At 69.7% G+C, this 13,639-nt stretch carries 18 protein-coding genes; 6 read left to right on the plus strand and 12 right to left on the minus strand.

What is annotated here, in order from left to right:
- Window positions 1–17: 17 nt before the first annotated feature.
- From ACFO0C_RS01625 to ACFO0C_RS01635, 3 genes are all read right to left on the minus strand, one after another.
- Complete coding sequence (locus ACFO0C_RS01625) at window positions 18–413, minus strand: hypothetical protein (RefSeq protein WP_378064645.1); 396 nt, start codon at window positions 411–413, stop codon at window positions 18–20.
- A 359-nt stretch (window positions 414–772) separates the two neighbouring features.
- Complete coding sequence (locus ACFO0C_RS01630) at window positions 773–1,555, minus strand: IclR family transcriptional regulator (protein WP_378064647.1); 783 nt, start codon at window positions 1,553–1,555, stop codon at window positions 773–775.
- Between the two features lies 1 nt (window position 1,556).
- Window positions 1,557–1,874: a hypothetical protein gene (locus ACFO0C_RS01635; RefSeq protein WP_378064648.1), complete on the minus strand. Its 318-nt coding sequence runs from the start codon at window positions 1,872–1,874 to the stop codon at window positions 1,557–1,559.
- Window positions 1,875–2,106: 232 nt separating this feature from the next.
- Here ACFO0C_RS01635 and ACFO0C_RS01640 point away from each other — a divergent pair, with 232 nt between their 5' ends.
- Together ACFO0C_RS01640 and ACFO0C_RS01645 are read left to right on the plus strand one after the other, a co-directional pair.
- A complete protein-coding gene (locus ACFO0C_RS01640) occupies window positions 2,107–2,880 on the plus strand; it encodes an AbfB domain-containing protein (RefSeq protein ID WP_378064649.1) in 774 nt (257 codons plus the stop codon).
- Window positions 2,877–3,245 carry a DivIVA domain-containing protein gene (locus ACFO0C_RS01645; RefSeq protein WP_378064650.1) on the plus strand — a complete coding sequence of 123 codons (369 nt, stop codon included), beginning with the start codon at window positions 2,877–2,879 and terminating at the stop codon, window positions 3,243–3,245. The genes ACFO0C_RS01640 and ACFO0C_RS01645 overlap by 4 nt, the downstream gene beginning before the upstream one ends.
- Before the next feature lie 127 nt (window positions 3,246–3,372).
- Here the strand turns inward: ACFO0C_RS01645 and ACFO0C_RS01650 are convergent, their stop codons facing one another.
- From ACFO0C_RS01650 to ACFO0C_RS01660, 3 genes are read right to left on the minus strand one after another with little or no spacing between them, the layout of a single operon-like run.
- Window positions 3,373–4,635, minus strand: coding sequence for an MFS transporter (locus tag ACFO0C_RS01650; protein WP_378064651.1), 1,263 nt, complete (start codon window positions 4,633–4,635; stop codon window positions 3,373–3,375).
- A gap of 5 nt (window positions 4,636–4,640) precedes the next feature.
- Window positions 4,641–5,981 (minus strand): FAD-dependent oxidoreductase, encoded by a 1,341-nt coding sequence (locus tag ACFO0C_RS01655; protein ID WP_378064652.1) that lies wholly within the window; start codon window positions 5,979–5,981, stop codon window positions 4,641–4,643.
- A 35-nt stretch (window positions 5,982–6,016) separates the two neighbouring features.
- The gene (locus ACFO0C_RS01660) at window positions 6,017–6,253 is read right to left on the minus strand and encodes a hypothetical protein (protein WP_378064653.1); all 237 of its coding nucleotides are present in this window, start codon (window positions 6,251–6,253) and stop codon (window positions 6,017–6,019) included.
- 123 nt (window positions 6,254–6,376) lie between these two features.
- Here ACFO0C_RS01660 and ACFO0C_RS01665 point away from each other — a divergent pair, with 123 nt between their 5' ends.
- Both ACFO0C_RS01665 and ACFO0C_RS01670 read left to right on the plus strand, forming a co-directional pair.
- On the plus strand, window positions 6,377–6,742 hold the full coding sequence (locus ACFO0C_RS01665) for an ArsR/SmtB family transcription factor (protein WP_378064654.1): 366 nt from the start codon (window positions 6,377–6,379) through the stop codon (window positions 6,740–6,742).
- A gap of 42 nt (window positions 6,743–6,784) precedes the next feature.
- Window positions 6,785–7,255 (plus strand): DUF4870 domain-containing protein, encoded by a 471-nt coding sequence (locus tag ACFO0C_RS01670; protein WP_378064655.1) that lies wholly within the window; start codon window positions 6,785–6,787, stop codon window positions 7,253–7,255.
- Window positions 7,256–7,270: 15 nt separating this feature from the next.
- On the opposite strand, the gene ACFO0C_RS01675 is transcribed toward ACFO0C_RS01670, so the two are convergent.
- From ACFO0C_RS01675 to ACFO0C_RS01700, 6 genes are all read right to left on the minus strand, one after another.
- Window positions 7,271–7,435, minus strand: coding sequence for a hypothetical protein (locus ACFO0C_RS01675; RefSeq protein ID WP_378064656.1), 165 nt, complete (start codon window positions 7,433–7,435; stop codon window positions 7,271–7,273).
- A gap of 140 nt (window positions 7,436–7,575) precedes the next feature.
- A complete protein-coding gene (gene chrA / locus ACFO0C_RS01680) occupies window positions 7,576–8,952 on the minus strand; it encodes a chromate efflux transporter (protein WP_378064657.1) in 1,377 nt (458 codons plus the stop codon).
- On the minus strand, window positions 8,949–9,380 hold the full coding sequence (locus ACFO0C_RS01685; protein ID WP_378064658.1) for a chromate resistance protein ChrB domain-containing protein: 432 nt from the start codon (window positions 9,378–9,380) through the stop codon (window positions 8,949–8,951). The genes chrA and ACFO0C_RS01685 overlap by 4 nt, the downstream gene beginning before the upstream one ends.
- Window positions 9,377–9,856 (minus strand): Chromate resistance protein ChrB, encoded by a 480-nt coding sequence (locus ACFO0C_RS01690; protein ID WP_378064659.1) that lies wholly within the window; start codon window positions 9,854–9,856, stop codon window positions 9,377–9,379. The genes ACFO0C_RS01685 and ACFO0C_RS01690 overlap by 4 nt, the downstream gene beginning before the upstream one ends.
- A 139-nt stretch (window positions 9,857–9,995) precedes the next feature.
- A complete protein-coding gene (locus tag ACFO0C_RS01695; protein WP_378064660.1) occupies window positions 9,996–10,628 on the minus strand; it encodes a DsbA family protein in 633 nt (210 codons plus the stop codon).
- Window positions 10,629–10,759: 131 nt separating this feature from the next.
- Window positions 10,760–11,326 (minus strand): TetR/AcrR family transcriptional regulator, encoded by a 567-nt coding sequence (locus tag ACFO0C_RS01700; protein ID WP_378064661.1) that lies wholly within the window; start codon window positions 11,324–11,326, stop codon window positions 10,760–10,762.
- Between the two features lie 102 nt (window positions 11,327–11,428).
- Here ACFO0C_RS01700 and ACFO0C_RS01705 point away from each other — a divergent pair, with 102 nt between their 5' ends.
- Both ACFO0C_RS01705 and ACFO0C_RS01710 read left to right on the plus strand, forming a co-directional pair.
- Complete coding sequence (locus tag ACFO0C_RS01705) at window positions 11,429–12,256, plus strand: oxidoreductase (protein ID WP_378064662.1); 828 nt, start codon at window positions 11,429–11,431, stop codon at window positions 12,254–12,256.
- A 333-nt stretch (window positions 12,257–12,589) separates the two neighbouring features.
- Complete coding sequence (locus ACFO0C_RS01710) at window positions 12,590–13,639, plus strand: 3-oxoacyl-ACP synthase III family protein (RefSeq protein WP_378064664.1); 1,050 nt, start codon at window positions 12,590–12,592, stop codon at window positions 13,637–13,639.

The raw sequence follows: 13,639 nt of genomic DNA on the forward strand, positions 1-13,639 counted from the left end.
GCTTCCGCGATGTGATGTCACGACGTCCCGCGTTGCTCGGCTCGCCTCTTGGTCCGGCTGGCGGCCGCCGCGTTGCAGTAGTTCTGCACGGCCCGGTCGAACTCCCCGGGTTCCAGTGTGATCGGGGTGCCCGTCGGAGGGCCGAGTTTGCGCAGGCCGGCGAGCAGGCGGTCGGCGCGCCGCTGGAACAGCCGGCCGCCGGCCTCGGTGAGCCAGTAGGTGCCGTCGCCGAATTCGGCCAGGCCCGCGGCGACCAGGTTGCCCATCGCGTGGGTGAACTCGAATTCCTCGAGGATGGCACGTCCGATGAAGTCACCGATGCCGATCAGGTCGGCCAGCGGCGCACGGTTGTCGTTGCGGGTGCCTTTCATGGTTCGCAGCACCCAGAGATCGGTGTCCGTCCATTGCCTCACGAGGATCGCCTCCATTTATCGTCAACACGACGATAATGGCAGGCGATCTTTGGGTTTGCTGTGGGTGGGAGGTGACGCCATCTCATGTCGCCGATCCGTCACGCCTCGGCCATCGACGCGCACGAAAATAACGACGCTGAGTGATCGTCGCCTGAGCGGGCCGGCTCGCGGGAAGATCGCCAGGCTGCGGCCCCGCACGTCGGTGACCACCCACGGGTGCCTGACACAGGTCGGCTGCTGGCGCGTGTCCCCGCTCTGCCGGAAACGTCGTAGCGTTCCCGCGTCCCGCGGAGGTCGATCCAGTGGAGGACGACGGGCTCGTCGCGGCGGTTGACGAAACCGATCTCGATCCCCTTCGATCAGTTGATGTTGTCGGCCGCGGCCAGCCTGCGGCTGACCGCGGTCAGGGCCGCAACATAGCGGGCCGTGGTGGCCCGGAACGTCGGCGCGGTGACCGCCACCGCGCCGAGTACCAGGCCACTGCTACCGAACAGGGGAACCGCGGTCGAGCAGTAGCCGATTGCGGTCTCCTCGCTCTCCATGGCATGGCCCGTCTCGCGCACCTTGCGGATCTGCTCGCGAATCAACGACGGAATCACCACCGTCGACGGGGTGCGGCGCTCCAGCGGACGGGCGAGGACCTCGTCGAGGACGTCCGGCGGCGAGAAGGCGAGCAGCACCTTTCCGGTCGCGGTGCAGTGCAGCGGCAGCCGGCGGCCGGCGATGCGGGACGGCGGGGCGACCCGGGGGCCGTCGGCGATCTTCTCCACGAACAGGACCTCCAGGCCGTCGAGGACGGCGAGGTGCACTGTTTCCCTGGTGAGCGTCCGGAGGCGCTCCATGTGGGGGCGCAGGACGTCGCGGAGCACCCGGAGCCGGGAGACACGGGAGCCCAGCTCGAAGGCGCGCATTCCCAGGCGGTAGCCGGAGGCGGAGCGCTCCAGCATTCCCCAGTCGAGGAGTTCCTGAGCGAGGCGGTGCACGGTGGCTTTGGGAATGCCGGTACGGCGGGACAACGCCGACAAGGGCAGCTCCGTGTCATCGACCCCAAAGGCTTCGAGGATCAGCCGCGTCTTGCCCAGCACGCTGTCGGCGCCATGTCCGAGGCCGTCGCCGTAGGGACGAGGGCGCTGCGGTGCCACCTCAAACCAGCCTTCCCGAACCGGCCATACCGGGAACGATACGTACCCGGGCATCGGTGAACGCCAACAACCGCCACGTTCGGCGTGGCTCGCCGAGGGTGGTGGTGACCTCTTCCCGATCCCCGGCGCCGCCGAGGCGGGCGGTGGACGTACGACCCGTTCGTCTTCGAGCATGGAAAAGGCATTGAAGGTTCGACTGAACCGTCTTTAGCAGAACAGCAAGACGCATGCCAGGATTGCGTTCCGCTCTTCGGAACGCGATCCATTCGACGTCCATTACCGACACGGCCTCGACCTGACGAACATCCAGTACAGGCATGCTGAGCTGCGAAGATCTCCCACCTAAAGCACCTGGAGGACGACCACTTCGAATGTGATGCAGGAATCATTTTTGCTCGCCGGGTAATGGCAATAGAACTTACAAAGGCCTGACTTGACAAAGACTTTGAGGACGCGTTCACTTCCCTGGCAATGTGATCTTGCGCGTTTGCGCATCGTCCACGTCCATTGCCTTCGACACAGCCCGCGTCTTTTCCCAGGAGTCATCAGCGATGCCGGAAGCCGAAAACCCCGCCACGACGCGCCGGGTGCTGATCGCTGTCGGCGCCGCTTCGGTGCTCGTGGTGGGCTATTCCACGATGGCGACCATGCTGCTGACCAAGTCGTCGGCCTCACCACGGACCCCGGCCGCACCCCGTGCCCGGCCCGTGCCCGAGACGTCACCGGCGATCTCACTCCCGCCGACACCCAGCAGTGCGCCGGTCACCTCTGCCCGGGTACGGCCGGCCGACGCTCCCACGGGCCGGGCAACTGCCGGTCCGTACCTCCAAGGCCCGCCCCGCCACAGCGCAACCGCCGCCAGCAGCTCCCCGACACCGCATGCCTCCGTCACGCGCGCGGGCCTGCTCGTCGGCAGCATGATCGGGCTGGGCCCGGCGGACAGGCCTGGACATCGGCTGCGCCACCGCGACTCCGTCGCTCGTGTCGATGCCATCACCGCGTCGAGCAGCTCGACAGATCGGATGGACTCGACGTTCGTCGTCCGGGCGGGACGGGTGGACGGACACTGCCTGTCCTTCGAGTCGGGCAACCACCCCGGCTTCTTCCTGCGGCACCGTGACTTCTCGCTGCGCCTGGACAGGGTCACGGACAGCGCCCTGTTCGATCAGGACTCCACCTTCTGCCCGGTGACGGTCGGCAACGGCATCGCGCTGCGGTCGGTCAACTACCCGGATCGTCACCTGATTCTGGCCGCCGACCGTATTCGGCTCGAGCCGGTCCCGGCCCGGTACGCCACCACGTTCCAGGTTCTTGATCCGCTGTGACAGCCGGGAACAGCCACCCCGGTGAAGGAGAGTGGACCGACGCTGGTCTCGCGACGAGACGCATCCGCGACGCGGTGTTCCGGCGAGCCCGGTTGGGGCGGCGTGGTTACCACGAGGGCCACGTCGATGAGTTCCTGGAGGTGCTGGAACAGACCTTCGCCGAACTGGCCGCGGAGAACCGGAATCTCAAAATGCAACTATGGGGCCCTGCTGACGCCTCACGCCTCAAACATGCCGCCTTCGTCACCCGGCTGCGGGAGCTGCGGAGGGAACGGGCCAGCGCCGAGGATGAGTCCCGGCATCTCCAGCAGAAACTGGACCACGCCCTCGACGAGGCGGGAACCGGGCGGCGAATCACCGGATGATGGGCTTGCCCGCGTGTGTCAGCCAACGGAACCCGAGGGTTTGAGGACGGGCGCGGGGCTACCGGACCCCGGCCCACCGCGAGCAACCGGCGTACGCCTTCCAGATGCCGCAGCGACGGGGGCGTGATCACCCGGCAGAGTCGGGGATCCGCTGCCGGGCTGCCGCGGGTGCGGTGCCGGCGCTCGCGAGGATCCCGGCGGCGGCGACCAGGCCGGCGCCGCCGAGGGCCGACAGGACGATCCGGTAGTCGCCGGAGGCGGTGAGCAGGAACGCCGCGGCCAGGGGGGCGCCGGCTCTGGCGAGGGTGACGAGCGCGGCAAGGGTGCCGGCGATGCTGGCGTACGCGTCGGTGCCGTACCGGTCGGCGAGCAGTTGCGGGGCCGCGAGACTGGCGATGCCGAATCCGAGGCCGAAGGCGGTGACGGCGAGCGCGGCTCCGAGCCGGGTGCCGGCCAGCAGGGGCAGGCTGAGGGCGGCCGCGGCTTGCAGCGCGAAGACGGCGGCGACGATGCGGTGCAGCCGGACTCGGCGGGCGGTCGCGGTGAGCAGCAGCCGGCCGGTGACCGACAGGACACCGAGCAGCCCGGCGACGGTCGCGGCGAACGTCGCTGGATGCCCGCGGCTGACCAGGTAGCCGACGAGGTGCACGGTCATCGTGGTCATCGCGGCGGCGTGAGCGACGAATGCCGCGGCCAGCCACCGGAACCGGCTGTCGCGGATCGCGGTCCGGACCAGACTCCGCCGGTGGAGGGGACTTGCGCGCCGCGATCCGCGCACCGTCTGCGGTGGCCGGCGGACGACGAGCAGATGCAGTGGTACGGCCACACCGGCATATAGTCCGGCGAGTACCAGGAGGGTGGCTCGCCAGTCGTGGCGTTCGGTGAGCCAGCCGGTGAGTGGCATGAAGATGGTGCTGGCGAACCCGGCCACGACGATCATGCCGAGGATCGCCTTCGCGCGGCGGGTGGCGTCGAACCAGGACATCAGGACCGCGGTGGCGGCCTCGTAGAGCGCCATCGCCATGGCGACGCCGAGCCCCGCGAAGATCAGGTACAGCTGCCACACCGTGCGGGCCTGCGCCCAGGCTGCCAGCATGGTGGCGCCGAGCAGGGCGCCGACGGTCATCAGGGCACGGCCGCCGTGCCGGTCGAGCCACCTGCCGACCGGGATCGCGGCTGCCGCCTGGGCGAGGATCGCGGTGGTGAACGCCCCGGTCACGGCCGCGGGTGTGGTGTGCAGGTCGGCGGCGATCGGGTGCAGCACCACGGCGAAGGCGTAGTAGAGGGTGCCGTACCCGATGGTCTGGGTGACGGCGAAGGTGGCGACGATCCACCAGCCGTGGAACACCCGCCGGCCGCTCGTGACGGCCGGCGGGATCGCGTTTCGCACGGCGGTCAGCAGCAGGAGCCGGTCTGCGCGTCGGCGGGCTTGTCGCCGATGGTGATCAGGTTCAGTGGCGCGGCTCCGGGAGCCGTACCGCAGCAACCGTCGTCGTCGACCGGGTCGCTGTTGCAGACACCGGTCTCGGGCAGGTCGAGCTGTACGTCGCGGGCCGCCTCCCAGTCGCCGGCGAGGGCGGCGACGACGGAGCGGGCCTGTTCGTAACCGGTGGCGAGCAGGAACGTCGGCGCCCGGCCGTAGCTCTTGACGCCGATGGCGTAGTAGCCGGGCTCGGGGTGGCCGAGTTCGTCGACGCCGTGCGGCGGGACGGTGCCGCAGGAGTGCTCGTTCGGGTCGATCAGCGGTGCCAGGGCGCGGGTGGAGCCGAGGATCGGGTCGAGGTCCAGACGCAGTTCACTGGTGATCGTGTGGTCGGGGCGGAAGCCGGTGGCCGAGACGATCCGGTCGGCGGTGACGGTGCGCTCGCCGTCGGAGACCTGGACCGTGTCGCCGTCGACGGTGACGCGCTGCACCAGGAACTTGGTGAGCAGGGTGACGGCGCCGGTCTCGACGGCCTGGCGCAGGCGGGTGCCGAGGGCTCCGCGTTCGGGTAGGGCGTCGGCGCTCTGCCCGCCGTAGGTGCGGGTCGGGCTGCCGGACCGCACGGCCCAGGTGACGGCGGTGCCGGGTTCCTGTTCGGCGAGGGCGGCCAGGGCCAGGATGGTGTTGGCGGCGGAGTGCCCGGCGCCGACCACGAGGACACGGCGTCCGGCGAACCGGCCCCGGTCCCGGCCCAAGACGTCCGGCAGGGCATTGTCGAGGTACGGCGCAGCGCCCGTTTCGCCGTGGGCGGGGATGCCGAACGCGCCGAGCACGTTGGGTGTGTGCCAGGTGCCGGAGGCGTCGATGATCGCGCGGGCGTGGATGTCGGTGCCGTCGGCCAGTCGCACGAGCATCGGCGTGTCCTCCCGGCCGGCGCTGCGGACGCGGTCCAGGCCGAGGCGGGTGATCGCGGCGACGCGGGCGCCGTAGCGGATGTGTGGTTTGAGCGCGGGCAGGTCGGCGAGCGGCTGGAGATAGTCGGCGGCGAGTTCGGCGCCGGTGGGCAGTTTCTCGTCGTCGGGCCGCACCCACCCGGCTTCGGCGAGCAGGCGGGCGGCGGCCGGGTCGATGTCGTATCGCCATGGCGAGAACAGCCGCACGTGTCCCCATTCGCGGACGGCGGCGGCCGGGCCGTCACCGGCTTCCAGGACGACGAAGGGCAGGCCACGCGTGGTGAGCTGGGCGGCGGCGGCGAGGCCGACCGGTCCGGCGCCGATGACCACGACGGGCAGTGCGGTGAGCTGGCTGGACACGGGAAGTGCTCCTGTCTGCGACGGGGAAGGGGTCATCACCGGCAGCAGGCCTGGCCCGCGGCGACCGCCTCGGTCTTGGCCGCGCTGCCGCAGCAGGCGCTTTCGGCGTTCGCCTCGGCCGTCGTGCCGCAGCACGGCGCCGCGGCCGTCGGCGCGGGTTCGGCGACGGCGGCCGTGGAAACGCTGCCGCAGCAGCCGCCTGCGCCGGTGACCGTCAGGGTGGTCGCCGGTTCGCCGGTGAACCCTCCGGCGGTGGTCGTGGTGTCGCTCATCGCTGGTTCTCCTTCATGTCGGTCTGCGGCGCTCGAACGCGAGCCGGTTTCGACAACCGTTGGATTCGATGTTTCTCGAAATCGAGAGTTGCATACGGATTCGATCGTTGTCAAACTCGGCTCATGTCGAAACCGGCCGCCATGCCCACCACTCCCGACGCCGACGCCGAGGTGCCGTGCTGCCCACCGATGGCACAGGAACCGCTCGACTCGGCCGCCGCCGTCAACCTGTCGGCCGCCTTCAAAGCCCTCGGCGACCCGGTCCGGCTCCAGCTGATGTCGATGATCGCCTCGGCACCCGACGGCGAGATCTGCGTCTGCGACCTCACCCCGGCCTTCGAGGTGTCCGGCTCGACGATCTCCCACCACCTCAAAACCCTGCGGGAGGCCGGCCTGGTCGACGCCGAGCGCCGCGCGAGCTGGGTCTACTACCGTCCCCGCCCCGCCCTGATGCGCCGGCTCGCCACCCTGCTCACCCCGGACGTCTAGACGTCCGGGATCCGGTTAGGACACCGTCGCTATCGTGTGGCCATGGGCCGACTGCCGGAGCCGAGCGTTCCCGAACCGGATGTCACGGATGACCCGCTCCCCGTTCCCGACGATCGATGGACCGCCGAGCCGGTTCCCGACGATGTCGTACCGGCCCGGGCCGGGCGCGTCGGGTTCGAGCGGTTCCTGATCGGGTTCGCCCACTGGGGCGGCGTGGCCGGCAGCGCCGTGGGCGGCCTGCTCGGCTGGGTGGCGCCGCTGATCGCGCTGGCAGCCGCCGGCTGGTGGTCGCCCGACGTGCGCAGGCATGCTGTGGCCGCCCTCAACTTCCATCTCACCTGGCTGGCCGTCGCCGGTGTCGTCGCGGTCGTCTCCGTCTACACCAACGAGGAACCCGAGCTGGTGCCCTATATCGCGTGGATCTTCCCGGTCAGCCTCGGATTCCCGTTCGCCTACCAGATGCTGAACGGCGAGCGCGACCGCTACCCGGGTGTCATCAGATTCCTCCGCTGACGCCCTGGCGGTCGTTCAGCGAATCCCGAACACCGCCGGCGCGCCGCCCGGATACACGCCGCGCTCGGCGCCCCCGCCCGCCTCGCCATCGCCGACGCGCTGCCCCTCCGCGACGCCTCCCCCGGCGTAGACGATCAACCCGGCCGCGGTCGAGGCGATGAAGGAGGTCGGCATCGACATCACACCGACCAGACCCCACCAAGCTCACCGGGGACGCCGACAAGGAGTCCGACGCGACGCCCGTCCTGCATCGAGGTGCTGCTCACCGCCTGACGGCTGAAGGCCCACCGGCGCAGGATCGGTAGCGCGCCGGGCCGGGCTCATACGCCGGGAAGGCCGGCGAGCCCGGCGATCAGGCCCAGGCCGGCGCAGACGGCGAGGACCCGCAGCACCGGCCACTTGCGCCAGAAGATCATGGCCGCCGCGAGGACGGCGATCACCAGGGGTACGGGCCGCGCCGCGCCGAGGTCCGGAAGCGTCATGTGCACCGGGCCTGCTTCCACCTCGTACACCTCGCTGAACAGGGTGTGCACGGCGAAGTAGAGGCCGAGGTTGGCGATGACGCCGACGACAGCGGCGGTGATGCCGGTCAGTGCCGCCGACAGCGACCGGTTGCCACGCAGTCGTTCCACGTAGGGTGCGCCGAGCAGGATGAACAGGAAGCACGGCACGAACGTCACCCAGGTCGTCAGCAGTGACGCGACGACGCCGGCGACCCACGGGTCCAGGCTCCCGGGATGGTGGTAGGCGCCGAGGAACGCCACGAACTGCACCACCATGATCAGCGGCCCGGGCGTGGACTCGGCCAGGGCCAGACCACGGACCATGTCACCGGCCGACAGCCAGGCGTAGTGCTCGACCGCCCGTTGCGCCACGAACGCGAGCACGGCGTACGCGCCGCCGAAGGTGACGACGGCCGTTCCGGAGAAGAACAGCCCCTGCCGGGTGTAGACGCTGTCCGGGCCGGTGAGCAGCGCGAACAATGCGACCGGGAGGAACCAGGCGGCCAGGCCGACGGCGAGGATGGTGACGGTCCGGCGGCCGGACGGCTGGTCGTGGTGCAGGGTGGCATCGGAGATCAGCGGCTCGGGCCCGTCGTCGGATGCACCGTGGCCGCCTGACGATTCGGCAAGCCCCGGCCGCCAGCGGTGCAGCGCCCAGCCGGCCAGCGCGGCCAATGCCACGACCAGCGGGAACGGGATCGCGAACACGGCGAGCGACAGGAACGCGAGAACCGCGAAGGCGACCAGGGTACGGCTGGTCAGCGCCCGCCCGGCGACCCGCCACACCGCCTGCACGACCACGGCGACCACCGCCGGGGCGAGTCCGGCGAACAGTGCCGTGACGACGGTGGTGTCGCCGAAGCCGACGTAGACCGCCGACAGCGCCAGCAACGCGACCACACCGGGCAGCACGAACAGGGTGCCGGCGACGAGGCCGCCGCGCAGCCCGTTGAGCAGCCAGCCGACGTAGATCGCCAGTTGTTGCGCCTCCGGGCCGGGCAGCAGCATGCAGTAGTTCAGCGCGTGCAGGAACCGCTGCTGCCCGATCCAACGGCGTTCGTCGACCAGGTGGCGTTGCATGACCGCGATCTGCCCGGCCGGGCCGCCGAAGGTCTGCAAGGAGATGCTGAACCAGGTCCGCACCGCCTGCCCGAACGGGACGACGTCACGGGTCTCGTCGACCGGCCGGGTCATCCGGGCGTCCGGTTGAGCAGCACGGCACGACGCTGGTACTCGTAGAGCCCGTCGAAGATCAGGCCGCTGACCACCAGGACGTTCTCGTCGTCGCAGGTCATCGACAGCCCGCGCAGCATCACGTCGAAACCGGTGCCCTCCGGGGCGTCGTAGCGCTCGTCGCCGAGGTCGGCCTCGTGCACGATCTCGGCGATCTTCCACAGCACCGGATCGTGCAGCTCGTAGCGTCGCAGGATGGTCTCGAACGAGCAGTCACCCTTGTGGTGGCCGAGCTCGGCGCCGCGCATGTCGAACGGTGTGGCGTCGGCGGGCACCGCGGTACGGTCGTCGACGAACAGGAACTCCGCGTCAGGGTCGATGTGGGTCCGGATCAGCCACGCGCACGCGGCTCGATCGATGTGCACGCCGGCCCGGGTGGCCCACCTCATGCCCGCTCCCCCACGGTGATGTCCGGCCCGGTGAGCGCCTGCACCGCGCGGCGGGCGGTGTCGCGCTCGGCCGGCGGGAAGTAGTCGCGGTCGGTGACTCGCCTCAACTCGCCACGCAGCCGCCGGACCAGGCGGACCCGTTCGGCGTCGTCGGCGGTGAGGTCGGCGGCCTGGTCGATCACCTGCTGGTACTCGGCGGCCCGGGCTGCGCGCATGCCGTCGATGACGGCCTGCTCCTGGGCGAGGTCACCGGGTGAGGCGATCCAGATCATCGCGGTGCCGCCGTTGTCGGCGATCTCCTCGGCGACCCAGTCGAGCTGTTCGCGGGTCCGGTCGTCCGCGGGCAGGGCGACCAGCCCGTCGCCCAGGCGGGCCACGCCGAGGCGTTCCAGCTTGCGCCACACCGCGATACGCGGCTGCGACGGCTCCCGGGGAATCCGGTACGACAGCAGCACCCACTGATCGACTTCGTTCACCCCGACACTGTAACCACGGTTACATTGTATTGGGAAGTAACCGTGGTTACGGCACGTCGGCGAAGGTGGGCGATGACGCGGTCTCGCTCCTATCGCCGGCCGGGCGAGTCGACGTCGAGGATATCGACGTTCAGCACGCTCACGGGTGTGCCTCCTCGGCGACGGACAGGGCGGCGAGTCGTGCTTCGATCTGGGTGGGCGTCGCGTGGCCGTACGCGATCGGGGTGTTGATCTCGCCGTGCGTGGCGATCAGGGTGGGAAAGCCGGTGACCTTGAGCCGGGCGGCCCGCTGGAAATCGGCGACCGCGGCGTCCACGGTTGGGGGGCCGGTGAACGCCGCGGTCACCGCGTCGCCGTCGAGGCCCGCCTCGGCGGCGACCGTCCGGTAGGTGCCGGGGTCGGAGAGACTGAGACCGTGCAGGTAGAAGGCGTTCTGCACGGCAATCGCGAGGTCGGCGGCCCGGTGCGGCGCGGCCTGACGCAGGGCGGCGACACCGCGGGCGGCGGCTTCGGAGTCCATCACGAACGAGCCGTCGGCGATGAGCCGCTCGTAGGCGTCGCCGAAGACGGCTCCGGTCGTCTCGTGGATCTGGGCGTTGGCGCCCTTGATGAAGCCGAACTCGCGGACCGGGACCCGGCGGGGGCCGACGAAGAGCCCACCCGAGACGACCTCGACGGGCAGCTCCGGATGCCGCCCGGTGATCTCACGCAGGGTGCCGGAGAAACCGTATGACCAGCCGCAGTAGGCATCGAATACGTAGACGAGCCGCATGGCTCTGCACCTCCCATTTACCTGACAGGACAGTAGATGATCAGTCAGATAAAAGGGAGGGTGACGTCCACCGCAGTCCCGGAGTGCTCACCGCACGAGTCGACGGGCGCGGCCGGCATCGACGCCGCGGGTCAGCGGCGCGGGTGGGTGGTGAGGCCGGGCAGGACGAGGTCCAGCCATCGGCTGCGCGCGGCCGGCGGCCGGCCGGTGGGAGCGGACTCGACCAGCAGGTAGAGGTCGTCGACGGTGACGTCGGGATGGATGTCCCCGGCCGCCTGACCTGCCTTGATCATGCTGGTCACGGCGGTTGCCGAGCGTTGTTCGGCGGCGGGGTCGCCGGGCCGGGCGCCGAGGGCACTGAGGGCGGCTTTGGCGGCGTGGTTGATCGCGGCGTCCTCGATGACCCGGCGCAGGAAACCGGTGATCTCGTCGAGGGCGCGGGCGCCTTGGGCGACGCGCTGGTTCGCGGCGTCGGCGTCGTCGGCGACGCGGTGGAAGAAGTCGGCCACGACGGCGGCGACGAGTTCGGTCTTGTTGGGGAAGTGCCGGTACAGGGTGCCGACGGCGACCCCGGCGGCGGTGGCGATCTCGTCCATCCCGATGTCGATCCCGTGGGTGGAGATCTGCTCGCTCGCCGCGGTGAGGATCTTGGCCCGGTTGCGGATCGCGTCGGCGCGCAGGGGGCGGGGCGGTGTCATCGGGTTGCTCCTCGGGTGCGGTTGCCGGTGCGACTTGCGGGAAGGTGAACCGTGGTTCATGATGATTGTGAACCCGAGTTCATCTTAATGGAGGAAACTGACATGACCAAGACCGCGCTGGTCACCGGAGCGTCGTCGGGCATCGGCGAGGCCACCGCCCGCAAACTGCACGACCTCGGCTTCACCGTCTACGGAGCCGCCCGCCGGCTCGATCGGCTGGAAGAGCTCGCCACCGCCGGGATCCGCCCGCTGGCGATGGACGTGACCGACGACGAATCGATGCAGGCCGGGATCAAGCAGATCATCGTCGAGACCGGCCGCTGCGACGTGCTGGTCAACAACGCCGGCTATGGCTCCTACGGCACGATCGAAGACGTCCCCCTGGCCGAGGCCCGGGCACAGTTCGAGGTCAACGTGTTCGGCGCGGCACGGCTCGCCCAGCTGGTGCTCCCCCACATGCGGGCCCAGCGCTCCGGCACCATCGTCAACATCACCTCGATGGGCGGCAAGATCTACACCCCGCTCGGCGGCTGGTACCACGGCACCAAGTTCGCTCTCGAAGCGATCAGCGACTGCCTGCGCCTGGAGGCCAAGCCGTTCGGGGTCGACGTCGTGGTCATCGAGCCCGGTGGCATCGCGACCGAGTGGGGCGGCATCGCCGCGGACAAGCTTCGCGAGGCTTCCGGCCACGGCGCCTACGCCAAGCAGGCCGAGGCAGTCGCGGCCGCGTTGAGCTCGGAGGCCAACGCGCGCCGCAACTCGCCGCCGGCGGTCATCGCCGACGCCGTCGGCAAGGCTGTCACCGCCCGCCGCCCGAAGACCCGCTACGCCGTGGGCTTCGGCGCCAAGCCGCTGATCGCGTCACGGCGGATCATGTCCGACCGGGCCTTCGACACCCTCATCCTGCGCGCCACGGGTGTCCCCCGCTGAAGCGGTCCGCACGCAGGTCCGACGGCGGCGAGCGCAGCCTCGCCGCCGGAGTCGGAACCGCCCGCCAAACCCGTGGCATCACGGACGGCGCCGGGGTTCCAGCGGACCGTGCCGCATGAATCATCGGATCCGCGGCATTGAAACGATTCGCTCCCGTCGCCGGTTTCGTTGGCGTGTCGCAGGGACAGCGTACGGGTTTCCGGCATCGATTTCGGCATGACACACCTCTCATTTGCTTGATCCGGATGGACGCCTGACGAAAACATTGCTTCCGGTCTATTCAGGAGCTCGCCGTGGCTGCCCACTGTGGCCGCCCCATCCGAAGGTGATCTGGTGACTCACACCCGTTTCGAATCGATTGGCGCTTATCTTCCGGCGACCGTCGTCGCCACCCGGGACCTCGTCGCGCAGATGGGCTACCAGCCACCGTTCGATCTGCAGAGCATTACCGGAATCGCGGAGCGGCGGGTTCACGACAAGCGGCCGGATTCGTTCGAGGACTCGTTCGTGCTGGCCCGGCGGGCGGCCGAGGATTGCCTGTCCCGCTCGCGGTACGACGCCGCCGATCTCGATGTGGTCATCTCGGCGTCGATCACCCGGTTCCGGGACGGTGACGACTTTCATTTCGAGCCGTCCTTCGCCTACCAACTGGCCCGGACGCTGGGTGCCCGCCGGGCGATTCATTTCGACGTCTCCAATGCGTGCGCGGGAATGATGTCGGGCGTCGCGATCCTGGACCGGATGATCAAGGCGGGTGCCGTACGGAACGGAATGGTGGTCAGCGGTGAGCGGATCACCGCGATTGCGGAGACCGCGGTCAAGGAGATCAGCGAGCTGTACGATCCGCAGTTCGGCTCGCTGACCGTCGGGGACTCCGGCGCGGCGGTGATCGTCGACGAGTCCGTCTCGGCGGACGATCGGATCCACTACGTCGAGCTGATGACCTGCGCGGAGTACTCACACCTGTGCATCGGCAAACCGAGCGACCGCAACCAGGGCATCGCTCTTTACACCGACAATCATCAGATGCACAAGCAGGAACGCTCGGCGCTGTGGACCCGTTTCCAGAGCGACTTCCTGGCCAAACGCGGGTCGTCCTTCGCCGCCGAAGGCTACGACTACATCATCCACCACCAGGTCGGCAGCAAGTTCATCCGCAACTTCAACGCCCACGGCGAGGCCGCCTTCGGCGCGCCGATGCCCGCGTCGCTGTCGGTGGTCGAGAAGTACGGCAACACGTCCACCACCTCGCACTTCCTGGTTCTGCACGACCATCTGCGCAGGTCGGGTGCGCGGGCCCGGGCGAAGTACCTGTTCGTCCCGGCCGCCTCGGGCGTTGTCACCGGCTGCGTGTCCGCCACCATCAGCTCGCTGGAGGCCTGA

The organism is Actinoplanes subglobosus (genome assembly GCF_042650585.1).
GTDB classification, from domain to species: domain Bacteria; phylum Actinomycetota; class Actinomycetes; order Mycobacteriales; family Micromonosporaceae; genus Actinoplanes; species Actinoplanes subglobosus.

Bases quoted from the DNA above. Each gene is read 5' to 3' on its own strand.
- ACFO0C_RS01635 (WP_378064648.1), bottom strand. From the start codon at position 1,874: ATGCCTGTACTGGATGTTCGTCAGGTCGAGGCCGTGTCGGTAATGGAC.
- ACFO0C_RS01640 (WP_378064649.1), top strand. From the start codon at position 2,107: ATGCCGGAAGCCGAAAACCCCGCCACGACGCGCCGGGTGCTGATCGCT.
- ACFO0C_RS01660 (WP_378064653.1), bottom strand. From the start codon at position 6,253: ATGAGCGACACCACGACCACCGCCGGAGGGTTCACCGGCGAACCGGCG.
- ACFO0C_RS01665 (WP_378064654.1), top strand. From the start codon at position 6,377: ATGTCGAAACCGGCCGCCATGCCCACCACTCCCGACGCCGACGCCGAG.
- ACFO0C_RS01670 (WP_378064655.1), top strand. From the start codon at position 6,785: ATGGGCCGACTGCCGGAGCCGAGCGTTCCCGAACCGGATGTCACGGAT.
- ACFO0C_RS01675 (WP_378064656.1), bottom strand. From the start codon at position 7,435: ATGTCGATGCCGACCTCCTTCATCGCCTCGACCGCGGCCGGGTTGATC.
- chrA (WP_378064657.1), bottom strand. From the start codon at position 8,952: ATGACCCGGCCGGTCGACGAGACCCGTGACGTCGTCCCGTTCGGGCAG.
- ACFO0C_RS01685 (WP_378064658.1), bottom strand. From the start codon at position 9,380: ATGAGGTGGGCCACCCGGGCCGGCGTGCACATCGATCGAGCCGCGTGC.
- ACFO0C_RS01695 (WP_378064660.1), bottom strand. From the start codon at position 10,628: ATGCGGCTCGTCTACGTATTCGATGCCTACTGCGGCTGGTCATACGGT.
- ACFO0C_RS01700 (WP_378064661.1), bottom strand. From the start codon at position 11,326: ATGACACCGCCCCGCCCCCTGCGCGCCGACGCGATCCGCAACCGGGCC.
- ACFO0C_RS01705 (WP_378064662.1), top strand. From the start codon at position 11,429: ATGACCAAGACCGCGCTGGTCACCGGAGCGTCGTCGGGCATCGGCGAG.